This window comes from Ehrlichia muris subsp. eauclairensis (assembly GCF_051097115.1).
In the GTDB taxonomy this organism is placed as follows: Bacteria; Pseudomonadota; Alphaproteobacteria; order Rickettsiales; family Anaplasmataceae; genus Ehrlichia; species Ehrlichia muris.
Genome location: NZ_CP118226.1, coordinates 854,810 through 872,301 on the forward strand (window position 1 = coordinate 854,810; position 17,492 = coordinate 872,301).

Below are 17,492 nucleotides of genomic sequence, written 5' to 3' on the forward strand. Positions count from 1 at the left end.
AAAGTTGTACTAATTCATTAATCATTAAAGAATTATATTTATATTACTTACATTTCGTTATTACATAGAACTTCAGATGTTAACTCAACTAAGAAACACTTGGCAAAGACTCAGGATCCCGTCATTTATTAGAGCTTTAAGAAATTTTGACCTGCATCATGCTAGAAACACACATTATCCTGACTGTGAAAGCGGCCAGATAGCTTGGGCAGACCTTCCAAGAAGTCAGATAAAAATAAATGGGAAAGATGCTAATTTTGCTCAGGCAATTAATGCCTATAAAACACCGGAAAATAATAGGTATCGTAAAGTTTTACACGAAATATTTAATTCAAAATTTCAGGAGATCTCAAATCAAAACGTCAGTGGACCTCTTATAGACGAATGTGTAACGATACTAAATCAAGCATCTCTATATGGATCATCAATAAAAGTACTACAGCTACTGGGGAAAGATATGCAGGCCAGAATGCATCTTAATACTCTGGTTGTTCCGGTTGTACATGCGTATAATACTAAAATTGAAACCATATCAGGCTCAAATTTAACAGTAGAGCATACAGAACAACTGACCCTTAGAGACATGAGCACTGGCTACCCCATATCTAAACTCAGCACAACGATATGCTTTAATATGAGTTCAGATCAGTACAATACAGTAACATACAGTAACCCCACAATATCACTTGAAATACCACAAAAAGTAGCACCAACTTTATTGCCTATCAATAGCATAAGAATGGCAAATATGCTTGTTCCCTTGAGTAATGCCGTCAGCAGAATACGGTCATTGTTTACTGGTGTTCCTTTTCAGAAAATAACACCATATGAAATAATACGTACTAACAATGCATCGATAATAACACATAAGTTACCACATTACAGATGCATCCCAGTAACAATACCTGACATAGAAAATCAAAAAGAAAAGCATAAGCAAAAACAGAAAAGTCAATACCAAACTCGCAGCACATTTATTCGCCCACACCCATCAGAGGAGGATATACGCAAACCCACAGGCAATTCAAATAAAGATTCTAAACAACAACAAAATAAGCCATTGAATGTTTCTGCAGAAATACATGAAACAAAAATACAACCCCAAAAACAATTTAATACTGAATCCCGCTCTTTGTAACAAAAGTTTGATACTTATGAGGATCTATATTACATCCTCATTATCTTACTTAAAATTCCATATACAAATGAACCATTGATTATATCTCTCTCTTATAGTAAGGTCTAAATACTATAAGAGATCTATAAAGCTATAAATATAGTAAAAATTATAGTATATTCAACCATCAATGATGTATGTTTAAGCTTAATAATATAACATTTATTAACAAGTTTTACTTGTATAAAAACATTACTTAACCATACAAATGTACCTCATGATAATTCTATATTGTCAAAATTCATAAAAAAGACTAAATTGTTTAATAATTATGCTATAACAAACACAGACTACAAGGACATGAATAACATATCAACTATAATATTATAGAAAGAAATCCGTGATATCATTGCTTACTTAAAAATCACGGTCAATCCTAATAATGATATCGCCTTTGAAAGAATAATTAACAAACCTAAACGACATATAGGAGCATCAACACTCAATAAAATATATCTATGTGCCAAACAAAATAATACCTATTTTTTAAATGCAGCAAAAATCTTAATCTCGGATAATCAATTGCCTGATAAAGCATCTAGATCCTTAACTAATTTACTAAGTAAGATTAACTCTTGGAAAGAATCTTTATCATCTGATTCAATATCAAACACTGTTAAAATGATAGCCTATGATTCAGGGTACATAGATATGTTAGAAAATGAAGGTGAAAATGGCCTAGCAAGAGTAGAAAATATAAAAGAACTTTTTTCCGCATTATTAAGTTTTAATGATGTAAACGAATTTTTAGAACATATCAGTCTTGTTACAGAAACAGATTCTTTAAATTACAATGATAACTACACTTATATCATGACACTGCATGCAGCAAAAGGATTAGAATTTCCCGTAGTTTTTTTACCTGGGTGGGAAGAAGGAGTATTCCCACATGAAAAATCTTTACAAGATAGGACAGGAGATGCATTAGAAGAAGAAAGAAGATTAGCTTATGTTGGAATTACACGAGCACGTCAGCAACTATTCATATCATGTGTAGCAGTAAGAGACATCAACAATTGGCGTCAACAAATGAAAATATCAAGATTTATCAAGGAATTACCTGCAGAACATGTACAAGTCATAAAAAACATTTCAAGCTATTATTAATTAATATTTAAAGCCATTTTCAATACATGTTTTACATTCTCACGACAGAATGGCAAGTTATTTCCTAATTATTCACTACGAATAATCAGCAGCATTGTATTAAACTTCAACAGTATACAAATTATATAAACTATATAATATACATTAGTAGGAATAATTACAAACTATTTCAATATATTTTGTATTGCATATATTCAATGCATGTAATACAATTAGAAAGTTGTACTAATTCATTAATCATTAAAGAATTATATTTATACTACTTACATTTCGTTATTACATAAGAGCTTTAGATGTTAACTCAACTAAGAAACAGCTTTCAAAGGTTTACTACCCCATCATTTATAAAAGCTCTAGGGAGTTTTAACGTAAGTCAGTTCAGAAATACACAGTATGTTGACTGCACAAGTGGTCACGCAGCTTGGAAAGACCTTCCAAGAAATCAGATAGTAATAAACGGGCAAGATGCTAAGTTTTCTCAGGTGGTTAATGCCAATGAAACACTGAAAGACAAGGAGTATCGTAAAACTTTACACGAAATACTTGCTTTAAAATTTCAGGAGATCTCAAATCAAAACATCAGTGGACCTCTTATAGACGAATGTGTAACGATGATAAATCAAGCATCTCTATATGGATCATCACTAGAACTACTACAGCTGCTGGGGAAAGATATACAGGCCAGAATGCATCTTAATAGTCCGATTGTTCCAGCTATGGACACGTTTGAGACTAAAATTGAAATCATATCAGAATCAAATTTAGCACTAGTGCATACAGAACAACTGACCTTTAGAGGTGTGAAAAATGGCACCCCCATATCTACGGTAAATACAACACTATACCTTGACATTACTTCAAAAGAAGATATAATAACATACAGTAACTCCAAAATATCACTTGAAATACCACAAAATGTAGCATCAAGGGTGTTTTCTATCAACACCATCAGACTGTCAAATATGTTTGCTCCTATTAGTAATGCCATCCACAGAATACGGGCATTTTGTACTGGTACTCCTTTTCAAAAAGTAACACCGTATAAAATAACGCGTAACCATAATACATTGATAATAGGACATAGTTTACCAAATTATAAATGTTCACCAGTAACAATACCTGACATAGAAAATCAAAAAGAAAAGCATAAGCAAAAACAGAAAAGTCAATACCAAACTCGCAGCACATTTATTCGCCCACACCCATCAGAGGAGGATATACGCAAACCCACAGGCAATTCAAATAAAGATTCTAAACAACAACAAAATAAGCCATTGAATGTTTCTGCAGAAATACATGAAACAAAAATACAACCCCAAACTGAATCCCGCTCTTTGTAACAAAAGTTTGATACTTATGAGGATCTATATTACATCCTCATTATCTTACTTAAAATTCCATATACAAATGAACCATTGATTATATCTCTTATAGTAAGGTCTAAATACTATAAGAGATCTATAAAGCTATAAATATAGTAAAAATTATAGTATATTCAACCATCAATGATGTATGTTTAAGCTTAATAATATAACATTTATTAACAAGTTTTACTTGTATAAAAACATTACTTAACCATACAAATGTACCTTATGATAATTCTATATTATAAAAATTTATAGAAAAAGATTAAATTATTTAAATAATTATGTTGTAATAAGTATAGACCACACATAACATAGAACATGAATAACGTATTAATTATAATTGGTATTATTGCATTAATAATACTAATAATTGCCTTCTTATTCTTTCATAATATTCGAAAGAAAACTCATGAAGTATTTTTTGACACAGAATTACCCAGTATCTCTAGAGATTTTATACAAACAATATTTGATACATCAAACAATAAACAACTAAACACAACACGCTTATCAAACAAGATTCTTAGCAATAAATTAGCTATAGTTATGCCTAATTTAAATGACAACCTATTTAAACAATTTCCTAAAATACTAGCATTTTATCAATCACAAAATACATCTAACACATATATTAATAAACATTTCCAATATATATTACAATTGCTAGGCACACAAACAACATATAATAATCTTAAATCACAGCATTCTAGAATCGCTTTAGCTGCAACTTTAGATTATATGTTTCAAGTATTAAACAAATCAATAATTAATCTAGATATCATACATGAAATAGTTAATCACTTTCACCAAGAGATATATTGAACAGGTAGGAGCTAAAATATTAGATTATATTTTGAATACAGGTCAAACTCTTACTCATATTATTAAACCTATAGATCACATGATAGAATTTACAATATACAACTATAACCTAATAGGCTATTACCATGATTACTAGTATGTCATTGTGTACAACCATAGAACCTAATAAGGTACATCATTTTAACATTGCCTTCCATTTTTATATGCACCAGCAAAGAACCAAAAAACAAATGATAAATTTATATTATATAGCGACACAAGCTTTACCTTATTTCTACCTGATAGCATGAAACATTATGTTACAAAAGAAAAATGTAATATAAGAAATACATGTTCTTCTTTTATAAGAAAAGATCCTGACTGTGCCATTATACTATAACGATCAAGACGAAATTACCCCTGATATACTCTGTTCTAGAATACTACTTATCAGACATAAAAGCCAGATCACTATTTAAAGGTAGAATAAAAAATAATATACAAATCTTATAAGACACCTGCATAACTTTACGCATACTACTTTATAAATATAATTATTGTCCCATAGAATTGACAAGTCTACAATATTACAAATAACACAAGTATTGCTTATAGCATTCATACTATGAGTGTCATATATTTTTCCACAAATATCTGTAATATCACACTACCCTTATTATACATACTACAGACAAATAAGTACTTACAAAATATGTCAAACATCAAAAAACAATCCAATAAAACTTTAGCATTTGATGATTACATTTTAAGTATACAAAAAAATTTCTTTTATATCTCGTTAATTAATATTTAGACAAATCATACAATAATAAAATTGCTAATCATTGCCGCCATTACATTATCTGCATTGATGACAAACACTTATCATTTATCTCAGTACCCATAAGGTTCTATAGAATAATATTTGTATACACATACCAAATATATTAGCATATTTCATTAAAATATGTTCTTTTAATAGAGCATAATAAAAAAATGTTATAATAAGAAAACACTACCTCATTATTTCAATAAACTCAATATCCAATACACGACATTCGTTATAAAAAAGCCTATAGAAAACATTACCAGATCTATAAAAAACCACTCTTTACACCGTCAACAACTATTATACATATGACCTTAACACCTACAAATACAAATATGATGGAATCAAGTTTCCACTACGTTCCCTTATATAGTATTTACATTTCTCTAAAATAGCACAACATTTAAATGTGTCTCGCACAACTTACGTATAAATAACACATGAAGCATAAATATTTTTTATAAAAATTGATACAATGCATTAAAATATAAGATGCTCAATCATATACTAATAACAGACTGACATCCATATGTTATACAAGTACCAATAAAAACTCTATAACCTCACCTTCAATACACGTAACAAAATAAACAATATCCACAAGATAGTTAAAATCTGTCCATATACAATGTATCTAATAATATTAGAAAGATTATTTTATCTTTAACCAAGCAAATAACAACTTATATCTAAAAATACATATTTTATTCCTAAGAAATTAGTATAGGATCTGTTATTAATGACATACCAAAAGGTTGTAATTTTGCTATGCTAGTTTACTAAAATAATCACCTAATACTCACCACATAATACAATATAATTACTATATAACAATCAGAAGTAGTAGTAAATCTATCCCATTTCTTGCTACTACAAAAACACTATTATATAAGTGAATCGACATACTATATCCTAGTTTATAGTTAATAGAGTTACAGTAATTTTTGAGCTAATATTAACAAAGATTCACACAAATGGTTAATTTTTATATAAATATCGTAATTTTTTTCTTGTAAAAACCATGACATTAATCATAATATTAATATTTATTTTTAACAGATATTAATATTATAATAAACTTTAATAAGGTATAATAATCATGACATTTGGTCCTACAATACAAATTTTCACTTTAGTATCCTTATTCTTCATACTTATTACATCGCTAGTCCTTGTATCTTTACGACGTTTATTAAAAAAACACCAACTATTAAAAAAACAGCAACCACCTGTACTACTTGATACAAATATTCACATATCACAGGAAAAATTACCCAAATTAATGTGTGGCATTTCTAATGAGAACCTAGATGCTGGTATTATAAGAGGTGCTATACTATCCAACGGAGATTTTGGAAAGGTTAAAAGTTTCATAGTTAATCATACTAAGATTATACCAGAATCATTCTCCAAGGACTATGATAGATTATCAAAAATGGTACAGAATGACACACAAACAACATCATATGACTCACTTACACTATATGAACAGACAATCCTAACTCTAGCAAAAAAACACATTAAAAGTATAAAAGCAACACTTAATGTAGATGATACAGAAAAATGTCATGATTTATTTTATGGCAGAGCAACAACAGCTGCAATCCTTGAACATGTGTTTCAGAATTCTGATTCTTTAATCCCTAACACAAATATAATACATGAGTTAGTCAGCTATTGTAATTCTGCAGGATATTATTCTATGCCCTTAAGATTCGTTAAAGAAATTTTTAAGAAATGCCAAGAAATCGATATGAATCAAGCAAAGATTGAAGATATATCGGTAACACTTAACAAAGCAACGTATACAAGCTTAAATTATTATATTTCTGCAAACGTTATAATACCTTATAAAGGTAGAGATGAAAAACTATTATGCAGTTTAGACTTTACCATTACATCACCAGATTCACAGAATTTTTCAGGCGTATGCCACAAAAATATGACTTTAAAATTATGCGTACCTGATACAATGGACAATTATATCACGCCTCTCTCCCCTGCTAATTCCGATAAATTTTGTGTTGATTCAGCTGCATTAACTCATAAGTATTATAATAATTACAAAATCTCACTTATATATTCCTTACCACACTCACCACAGATACCTTCATTAATAAATAAACAAAATTTTAAGGCAGTATATGATTCTTCTGGTACATCCATTCAACATTACTTGCACACAACACAACAACATTGTTAATAAACTTAATCAATATTGTTGTCTAAAGTTGCACAGAAATAATATATTGCTCCTTCCATTAGGTGATATCAGACTCTGTATATTGTTCACATACCTATATTAGCTACAATGGGTTATTTTGTTGCTTTTTTACTTTTACTACTGTAATATTCTTTTAATAAATTAAAATATCTTACATGTTATATAAAGCCAAATAATTAATATGTCACAATTTTTAAATAGATACTATTACAATTTAAGATTGGAGACACTAAAATCAGCATAACACTGATATTAGTATAACCAATTATACCTTAATTTTAGAATATATTTTCTTAAACACAAGTTTCAATATTAATAATCTAACAAGACATTATACACAAGCCAGCTATTCCAATATTTCATATCACCATAATAAAAAAATTCCTACTCAGATGCATAAGTAGATCTCAAGCATACTATAGGAAAATATTAATTAATACAATATTTCTTAATTTATAGTTTAATAATCTTTAATTATTTTAACAAATAATTAATAAATATTATGGACTTCTTTGTAAGAATTCTATAGAATATGCATTGTTATTAATAAAGATTACTTCTTTGTAATAGAATCTTAATATTATATTAAAATCTTAGGTGTAATAGCCATGACACATAGTTCTACAATAAAAATTTCTAGCTTAGTATCATTACTATTAATCTTTATTATATTGCTAGCGTTTAGTTTATTTAAATATTTACGACAAAGACAACAAGTTCCTGCTACACTACCTGATGATGAACAACCTCCAGCTATACAAGGCAATGTTACATCACACGATAATATTATACCAATTAATAATATTAACCTACCACAGGCAGAATTACTCGAATTAATATGTGGCATTTCTAACGAGAGCTCAAATGCTCCTATTATAAGAGGTATTACACCCGACAGAGAGTTTAGAAATATTCCACTCCTCGAAATTAATGAGATAACAGTTGTGCCAGCATCATCACTCGAGAATTATGATAAATTATCACAAATAGTAGCAAATTCAATACCAGACAACTCATATCAATCACTTAACAATCATGAAAAGACAATCATGAATATAGCAAAAAAACACATTGAAAGCATAAAAGCAACACTTAATATTCAGGATAAAGAATGTTGTCGTATATTCCATAATAGAATAACAACAGCTGCAATCCTTGAACATATATTTAATAAGTCTCAGTCTTTAACTCCTAATATAAGTATAATACATGAGCTAGTTAACCATTATAATCCCGCAGGAGGACAACGTTGTTATATGCCTCTGAAATTTCTCAAACTAGTTTTTAAGGAATGCCAAGAAATCGATACCAGTAAAGCAACTACCAAAGACATAGTCATAACATTTAAAAGAGCAAAGACTACAAAAAGCTTAGCGTGTACTATCAATACAAACATTATAATACCTTATAAAGGTAAAAATGAAAAACTATCATGCAAATTAGATTTCACAATAACATCATCAGATTCACAAAATTTTTCATGCGTATGCTATGAAAATATAAGCTCAATATTATTCATACCTAGTAGAATGAATATAGATATTACATCTCCTTCTTCTACTAATAATTCCTGTATAGCCAATGCTGATTCCGCTAGATTAACTACTCATACTCTTGTGAAGCATGGTAATTATTATTGCACACAACTTACATACTCCTTCCCAAACTTACAGGCGCCTTTATTAATAGATATAGAAAATATTTATCCTATACTAGATGATGTACCCCCTGCTATACAAACTACTAGTCCATCATCTGCTGCTACACCATACGATGATATTATACCAACTAATTCAAATATTAAGATGCCACAGGCAGAATTACTCGAATTAATGTGTGGCATTTCTAACGAGAGCTTAAATGCTCCTATTATAAGAGATATTACACCTGACAGAGAGTTTAGAAATATTCCACTCCTCAAAATTAATGAGATAGTAGTTGTGCCAGCACCATCACTCAAGAATTATGGTAAATTATCACAAATAGTAGCAAATTCAATACCAGACAACTCATATCAATCACTTAACAATCATGAAAAGGCAATCATGAATATAGCAAAAAACCACATTGAAAGCATAAAAGCAACACTTAATATTCAGGATAAAGAATGTTGTCGTATATTCCATAATAGAATAACAACAGCTGCAATCCTTGAACATATATTTAATAAGTCTCAGTCTTTAATTCCTAATATAAGTATAATACATGCGCTAGTTAACCATTATAATCTTGAAGAAGGATGTTGTGCTATGCCTCTGAAATTTCTTAAACTAGTTTTTAAGGAACACCAAGAAATCGATATGAGTAAAGCAACTACCAAAGACATAATCATAACATTTAAAAGAGCAGAAACTACAAAAAGCTTAGCGTGTACTAGTAATACAAACATTATAATACCTTATAAAGGTAAAAATGAAAAGCTATTATGCAAATTAGATTTCACAATAATATCCCCAGACCCACAGAACTTTTCAGAGGTACACTATAAAAGTATATTTTTCGAATTACACGTACCTGATAGAATAAAGACACATATCCCATTTCCTCCTCCTCATGCTTCCTGTTCCCTTACTGATCTTGTTAGATTAATTGGTTGTGCTCCTGATGTGCATGTTGATAATAATCATTACACCCAGTTTATATATTCCTTCCCAAACTTAAAGGCGCCTTTATTAACAAGCAAACAAAGTTTTAACGCGGTATGTGGTTTTGCTGGCACATCTGTTGAAAATTGCTCACACGCAACACAACAACATTGTTAACAAACTTAATATATTGTTGTCCAAAGTTGTACAAAAGTAACATATTGCTGCTTCTATTAGGTGACATAAGATCCTGTATATTGCACATATACCTATATTAGCTATAATAGGTTACTTTGTTACTTCTTTACTCTTATTAGTGTAGTATTTTTTTGATAAGTTAAGATATCTTACATATTATATAAAACCAAACAATTAATACGTCATAACTTTTAAATAAGATACTATTAAAATCTAAGATTGCGGGCAATAAAACCAGCATAGCAGTGATATTATATTAGTACCACTAATTACACCTTAATTTTAGAACAGATTCTCTTAAACATAAGCTCCAATATAATAATTCAACAAAACATTACACACAAGCCAGCCATTACAATATTTCACATCATCATAATAAAAAAATTCCTACTCAGATTCATAAGTAGATCTCCAGCATTTTATACTAGGGAAAAATACTAAGATGTCAATTCACGTAATATTATCATTAGCTTACAGTTAATAAAATTACAGTAATTTTAGCCAATATTAATGATATTTAAATAATAATTAATTCTATAAAGAAATATTATAAATTTCTTGTAAAAAATCCTTAATATTACTAATATTATTAGTAATAAATATTATTATTTATACAATATTTAATATGATATTAAGAATTTAGGTACGCCAACTATGATGTATACTCCTAAGCTAAAAATCGCTGTTTTAGTGTTATTATTATCAATCCTTATTATATTGCTAGCAGCTGTTTTATTTGAAGCTCTACAAAAACAACCAACAGCATCTCTTACCCATGCAGGTACTACACTATCTAAAGAAGAAACAACACCCAAAGAGTTTGAGTTTGTGGCACCTAACCCTAGCGATAATGGTAGACATGCACCTACTAATACTAATAAAGATAAGTCACATATCACTAAAGAAAATCTAGCAGCTAATAAAGATCAAACAGAAGTCCCTAAAGATACACTGACTAAAGAAACCCCAATACCTAATACACCTGTTATAGTACTACCTATCCCTAGAAAAGAAAAGCCAGTAGCCAAGAAGGAATTATTAATAACAAACAATCTTGCACTTCGCACAGGTATTACACTGTCACATGTACAGCTAGCTAAATACATGTTTGGTAATGTTTATAAAAACACATCAGATAATACTGATGCTATCAAACTAACTAATAAAAATCCTCAACTATATTTGAACAATACTTATGATATTACTACTGCAAAATCACTCATCAAGAATCATGCTAAATTATTAAAAATAGTAAAAGATCCAAGCCTAACAATACCAGACACCCCTGGTGATGATGGTATCGCAAATTTAGTAAGAAACCACATTGAACATATAAAGTCAGCACTCTGTATAGATGAGACAACATGCCGCACTACATTCCATAATAGAGTAATTATGGCTGCAATCCTAGAAAATATGTTTATCAAAACATATAATATAACTCCTGGTGCAACAATGATAAATGAACTAGTCACCTATTGTCATACAGAAGGATATCATGCTACACCCATAAAACTTATTAGGAGACTTTTTAAGAAGAAATACAAAAAGTCCAATGTTATCAGCCATGGCAACAATAAAATTGATTGTTCACTTTCTATGTCAAAAGACCCAATAGAATTACACTATAGTATTGCTGGAGATTTTATAATACACAAGAAAACAGATCAAAATACAGCTGCAGAAGCAGGCTATCTATTAAAATTCACAATAACACCACTCAATGAATCTTCAAACATATGCTATAAAGATATAAAGCTACAATTAATCATACCTGATACAATGAGGGATTGTATTCCAGATGATACCTATAACAATCAAGAATCTAGCAGTCCTTGTATGTATTTAAGTAGTAAATCAAAGATAGAAGCAGCTAATACTACCGCTGTTGTATATTCTTTCTCAGACGCATTACAGGTCCCCTCATTAATAGACAAACAACATTTTAATACTGTATGTAGTATTCTTAGTAATGCGTTAATTCAAGATCGCCAACAAACAATACATCAATAATAACTATTATTATAACTTTAGTTATAATATGATTATTGAAAGTTGTACAGAGTTAATACTGCTGCTTCATTAAGCAATACACACTCTGTACAACTACACATATATTCATCATAGTGAGTTACAATAAGTTATGTATTATTTTTATTAACTGTAGTACTTTGTTTAAGAAAATATCTTAATATTAATAAAACTAAATAATTAATACTTCATAATTTTTTAATAAAACATTATCAAAAACGTTGCTTTAAGTAATAATGTAGGATAGTCACTAGTACATACATACTTAAACCCCTTATAAAGATAAAATTAGCATTATTATAGTAACATATAAATAGATTTATGATAAATTCATATACTACAACTTTGATAATGATGTTAGAATAATAATATATGTTACTTTTTAAGCAATTAATACAATCCTCTATAGGATATTCTTCCGATTACTTATACTTAACCTCAAACAATCCACCAGCTATCAGAAGATACAACAACATAAAATTCCTTCAAATAAAAAGCTTATATAGACAAGAAATAGAAGAAATTATAAAATCAATATTAAAAGCAGAAGAGTACAATATATACTTGGCACAAGGATTTTTTAATACAACACTTAACTTTAATAAATCTTATCAGCTACATATACATATTTCACATACTACTCAGTCTGTCAAAATCATAGTTGATATTATAAAAAATGAATTCACAGCAGCCCCAGAATTTGAAAAAGAATTACATAAAATAATTAGTCTATATTCAAAAGGATTACTATTACTTACCGGAAACATATGTAATAGCAACATTCTATCATTTATGTTGAATCAGATTAATAATAATCAAAAAAAACATGTACTAATTTTCAGCAATGATCAAGTACTAATTCCAAAATCCAATAAAGCATTAATTAGTATATATAATTTATCAGAAGCTGAACCTACGTTTATTAAAAATCAAGCAGCCGATATTGTATTTTTTAGTAATTTTAATAATGTCAATTTAGTACGCACAGCCATTATGTGTATCAATATGGGATTATTAGCTATAGCATTCACTGACGCAATTTCATGTTTATGTGCTTTAGAAGGAATTATAGTGTTATTTCCACACAGAGAATCTATTTTGAAAATACTATCAACACATTTAATAGCTATAATAACACAAGTTTTTATAAATAACACATCTTCTGACAACTTATATCTACATGAAATTATAGAGTGTGACACTACGATACAAAAATTTATTATAGAAGATAATTTACCAGAAATTAAAAATTCAGGCATTATAAAAAAAATCAACCAGCTGATAGAAAAAAACCAAATACATTACCATGATGTACAGAACATATTAAAAAACTTATCAAATACCAACCAATTATATACCGAGTCTGAGTATAATGATCTTTTTTAATCATTACATGAAACTTTCACAAATCCAAAGTCATACTAATAACTTTGATATAATAGAACCATACCAACGTAAATCTTTAACGATACATTAATTACAATACAAGATAATACATATAATAGGAGTTAACATTTATCAAAATAAACATCTTACTCTAACAAAGTTGTCTTATTCTCAAATTACAACAACTACTTTATCAACCTCATGTCAATTGAAAACTTTTAATAGTATACTAGTATTACAATATAAAATAATACCACTCCGAATAATATCCATCTAACAAAGTAGGACACAAACTCACAAGCAATATCAAATACACAATAGACATGATGGGCACCTGAAACAACATCTATCTTATTAACAATGAATTACATATTTCATGTATCAAAATTACATGTTATAATGCCAAAAAGATATTTCATGAACAATGCTTAATGATTTCAAAATAGATCCACTGGTTAAAAACAAACCACCTTCATCAACAATTGCAGTTGTTGCTATGTCTGGTGGGGTTGACAGTTCAGTGGCAGCAGCACTACTCCACAAATTAGGATATAAAGTTATTGGAATCACTCTACAATTATACAACGATAATATTGGGAAAGGTACATGCTGTGGTAGTCGAGACACGCAAGATGCAAAACAAGTGGCATTAAGTATGGGGTTCCCCCATTATACTCTTAACTACGAAAAAGTGTTTAAAGAAGAAGTCATAGAAGATTTCATAGATATATATACGCAAGGAAAAACTCCTATACCATGCATAAAGTGTAACCAAGTTATCAAATTTAGAGATTTACTTAACGCCACAAAATCACTCGGAGCAGATATTCTAGTTACCGGCCACTATATTAGGAAAGTAGAACAAGATGATGATATATACGTATACTCAAGTAAAGATACAAAAAAAGATCAAAGTTATTTTCTATTTGCAACTACAATAGAACAGTTAAAATTCCTTAGATTTCCACTAGGAAATTTTCATAAGGATAACATAAGAAAATTAGCAGAATATTTTAACTTATCAATAGCTAACAAACCAGACAGCCAAAATATATGTTTTGTTACAGACACATACAAAACCACAATTGCACAACTAAGACCACAAACTATAAAAAAAGGTAATATTGTAGATATTAATGGGAACATACTAGGCCAACATAATGGCATAGTAAATTTTACTGTTGGACAAAGAAGAGGTATTGGATTATCTTCTAAAGAGCCATTATACGTCATAAAATTAAACCCAAATACTAATGAAGTCATAGTAGGTCCTAAATCTGCACTACTACAAAACAAGCTACACATAGAAAAGATAAATTGGTTAGCTAAAGACAAAATTCCATGTAACGGATTAAACGTTAAAGTAAAATTAAGATCATCTCACTCAGGTAGCACAGCTATAATCTACCCAAACGATAACAATACAGCAACTATAATATTACACGACACATATTGTACGGTAACTCCTGGACAAGCATGCGTTATTTATGATGGAAATAGAATGTTAGGAGGAGGTTGGATATATTAAATTTACCACCATTTAATTTTCAAAACATCTTTTAATATCCATTTAAATGAATTCTTACAAACTTATAAATTTTATTAAGAAGCTCATTAAAATGCTATTATTAATAATACATACATCCGGTGTTTACTTACAAAAGTATCTACAGCTTATATCACAATATTATTACTTTTAATATTAAAGTGTACACGCACTAGTATAACAAATCATACTAATCCACATAAAATGCTTACAGACATATATCATAGTAATCTAATTCTATTGCTATTCCAAGACACTTCTATTATTAAGCACTCAATAGATTCTTACATCTTTTTACATTTAAAATTAAACAATACAACAAATAACTACAGCTAGCATAATTATATTAATTATCTACTCATACTACACTTTTGCTACTAACTTCAAGTAAATTAACATAATGAAACGCTATATAATCTTAGAAATACAAATAGCAGCTTTACATGCCTTTTTTATAAAAAAAGATAAGACCCTATAGTTACTAGCATTACCAAAATTATGAAACATAGCAGTATCATGATGTTCTATCTCTTCATTACGAAACTGAATAATCTTATCTTTTAACTCACCATCATCTAACATTGTTATTTGATCTCGATAATGATCACTTATTACATCTTCTACAGCAACAGTACAAGCCATAGCTGCATCTTCACCTATTAAAGCCGTAGTGATACCTAACATTACTCCCATAACATGCCATACTGGTAAAAACACTGTAGGACGTATTCTTTTATCTTTTATTAAAGAATCAAAATAACTAAAATGTTTCTGTTCTTGTTTCTTCATTTCAACAATTTTCTGAGCAACAGACATTTTACGAAAAACAAATTCCTGACCAGAATATATACATACTGCCCCATATTCACCAGCATGATTTACTCGAATAGCCTGCTCTAATAGATTATCTTTTTGTAACATACTGCTTCACAAATAAATAAACACCTAATATTAAACATAGCACACAATATATAAGATTGCACTCTGCCAGAGACAATCCCATAAATACAATACTAGGGCGATCACAAGATACTACTGTAATTACATTTAGTAAAGCATTTTTCAGATCATCAAAATTCAAAGATTTTATACTATCTGTACATCCTATAATATCTGCTACCAAACTATGTTCAAGAGCAACATGATAACCTGAAACGCATATATTACACATATAACATAAGTACACCAAAAAAGAAATAACTTTGAATGGTTTAAATAAATATATAATAAACAATCCAATAGTAATAAAATACGGTATACGCTCATATATACATAACTTACAGGGAGACATACCAAACAAATATTGAGCTATATACGCTATACCCAATGCAATAATACTTGCTATAAAAAGTAAAATTACACCATAATTCTTCTTCACATTCATTATTTTACCTAAATTTCATCAAAGTCAAAATGTAATTATTAAGGGCTACTGCATCATAAACAGTTAAGTTAAAACATATAAATGCCACAAGATACATCACTATCAATGTATAAACAACTAATACCAATCCTTCAGCGATTATTGAAAAACAATTGTTATATGATATTTGTAACCTAGAAATAGGCCAAGGTTTTATTATGTCGATAATATTAAAAAATACAAAAGGGACTAAAAAGAACATTAAAAAATGTATCAAATCATTAACCCAAGCAGGACACATAAAAATACTTTTACATATTTTGCCATAAAATATTGCTAAGTAGTTATATACCGCAAGTATTGGAGGCATAGATAACCCAACTACCAAAAGTTGTCCTAATGCTATCTGTACTACTATTATATCACTTCTATCATCAGTAGAATTATTAGATTGAAATACAAAGATCGATATCACAGCTATGATCAAAAGCACTAACGACACCTTTAAAAAAAATGATGCTATTACAGCTCCTGTTACTAATAGACCATATGACACATAGGACATCCCATATATTAAGTAAAATAATATATAACTTAATATTAAAGACAACACTGCAGCCCAATGATTTTGCCATGCTGGTAAATACCCAGTACCTAAAAAAGTGCTTATTAATCTAGTAGGTAAGACCTTACCTATAATTCTCATTAAAATTTGAAGCCAAGAAACTAACATAGACCAACACTAATTGTGAACATTATAAATTAATTAAAAACAAATCTTACTCTTTAACTGATGAAAAGAAAATATAAAATGTAATTAATGTCACTTAACAACATATAAATCATCTTATTAATAGTAAATAGCCACTTGACTTGTT

At 29.0% G+C, this 17,492-nt stretch carries 11 protein-coding genes and 1 pseudogene; 9 read left to right on the forward strand and 3 right to left on the reverse strand.

Going from position 1 to position 17,492, the window contains the following annotated elements; translation table 11 throughout:
- Positions 1–76: 76 nt before the first annotated feature.
- From PVA18_RS03420 to mnmA, 9 genes and pseudogenes are all read left to right on the forward strand, one after another.
- Positions 77–1,138: a hypothetical protein gene (locus tag PVA18_RS03420; RefSeq protein ID WP_045804452.1), complete on the forward strand. Its 1,062-nt coding sequence runs from the start codon at positions 77–79 to the stop codon at positions 1,136–1,138.
- Between the two features lie 369 nt (positions 1,139–1,507).
- Positions 1,508–2,284 (forward strand): annotated as a pseudogene (locus tag PVA18_RS03425) (ATP-dependent helicase); the annotation flags it as partial.
- Positions 2,285–2,577: 293 nt separating this feature from the next.
- A complete protein-coding gene (locus PVA18_RS03430) occupies positions 2,578–3,624 on the forward strand; it encodes a hypothetical protein (RefSeq protein ID WP_052692767.1) in 1,047 nt (348 codons plus the stop codon).
- A 345-nt stretch (positions 3,625–3,969) separates the two neighbouring features.
- The gene (locus PVA18_RS03435; RefSeq protein ID WP_231568482.1) at positions 3,970–4,473 is read left to right on the forward strand and encodes a hypothetical protein; all 504 of its coding nucleotides are present in this window, start codon (positions 3,970–3,972) and stop codon (positions 4,471–4,473) included.
- Positions 4,474–6,380: 1,907 nt separating this feature from the next.
- Positions 6,381–7,484: a hypothetical protein gene (locus PVA18_RS03440; protein ID WP_045804451.1), complete on the forward strand. Its 1,104-nt coding sequence runs from the start codon at positions 6,381–6,383 to the stop codon at positions 7,482–7,484.
- 629 nt (positions 7,485–8,113) lie between these two features.
- Complete coding sequence (locus tag PVA18_RS03445) at positions 8,114–10,267, forward strand: hypothetical protein (protein ID WP_086375103.1); 2,154 nt, start codon at positions 8,114–8,116, stop codon at positions 10,265–10,267.
- A gap of 675 nt (positions 10,268–10,942) precedes the next feature.
- Positions 10,943–12,301 (forward strand): hypothetical protein, encoded by a 1,359-nt coding sequence (locus tag PVA18_RS03450; RefSeq protein WP_045804449.1) that lies wholly within the window; start codon positions 10,943–10,945, stop codon positions 12,299–12,301.
- A 390-nt stretch (positions 12,302–12,691) separates the two neighbouring features.
- The gene (locus tag PVA18_RS03455; protein ID WP_045804448.1) at positions 12,692–13,705 is read left to right on the forward strand and encodes a pilus assembly protein PilT; all 1,014 of its coding nucleotides are present in this window, start codon (positions 12,692–12,694) and stop codon (positions 13,703–13,705) included.
- A 424-nt stretch (positions 13,706–14,129) separates the two neighbouring features.
- Positions 14,130–15,233, forward strand: coding sequence for a tRNA 2-thiouridine(34) synthase MnmA (gene mnmA, locus PVA18_RS03460; protein WP_045804447.1), 1,104 nt, complete (start codon positions 14,130–14,132; stop codon positions 15,231–15,233).
- Positions 15,234–15,659: 426 nt separating this feature from the next.
- On the opposite strand, the gene PVA18_RS03465 is transcribed toward mnmA, so the two are convergent.
- The 3 genes from PVA18_RS03465 to PVA18_RS03475 are packed head-to-tail and all read right to left on the reverse strand — an operon-like array spanning position 15,660 to position 17,347.
- The gene (locus PVA18_RS03465) at positions 15,660–16,172 is read right to left on the reverse strand and encodes a demethoxyubiquinone hydroxylase family protein (protein ID WP_045804446.1); all 513 of its coding nucleotides are present in this window, start codon (positions 16,170–16,172) and stop codon (positions 15,660–15,662) included.
- The gene (locus tag PVA18_RS03470) at positions 16,156–16,635 is read right to left on the reverse strand and encodes a disulfide bond formation protein B (RefSeq protein ID WP_180384228.1); all 480 of its coding nucleotides are present in this window, start codon (positions 16,633–16,635) and stop codon (positions 16,156–16,158) included. The genes PVA18_RS03465 and PVA18_RS03470 overlap by 17 nt, the downstream gene beginning before the upstream one ends.
- 4 nt (positions 16,636–16,639) lie before the next feature.
- The gene (locus PVA18_RS03475) at positions 16,640–17,347 is read right to left on the reverse strand and encodes a phosphatidylglycerophosphatase (RefSeq protein WP_045804444.1); all 708 of its coding nucleotides are present in this window, start codon (positions 17,345–17,347) and stop codon (positions 16,640–16,642) included.
- Positions 17,348–17,492 lie beyond the last annotated feature (145 nt).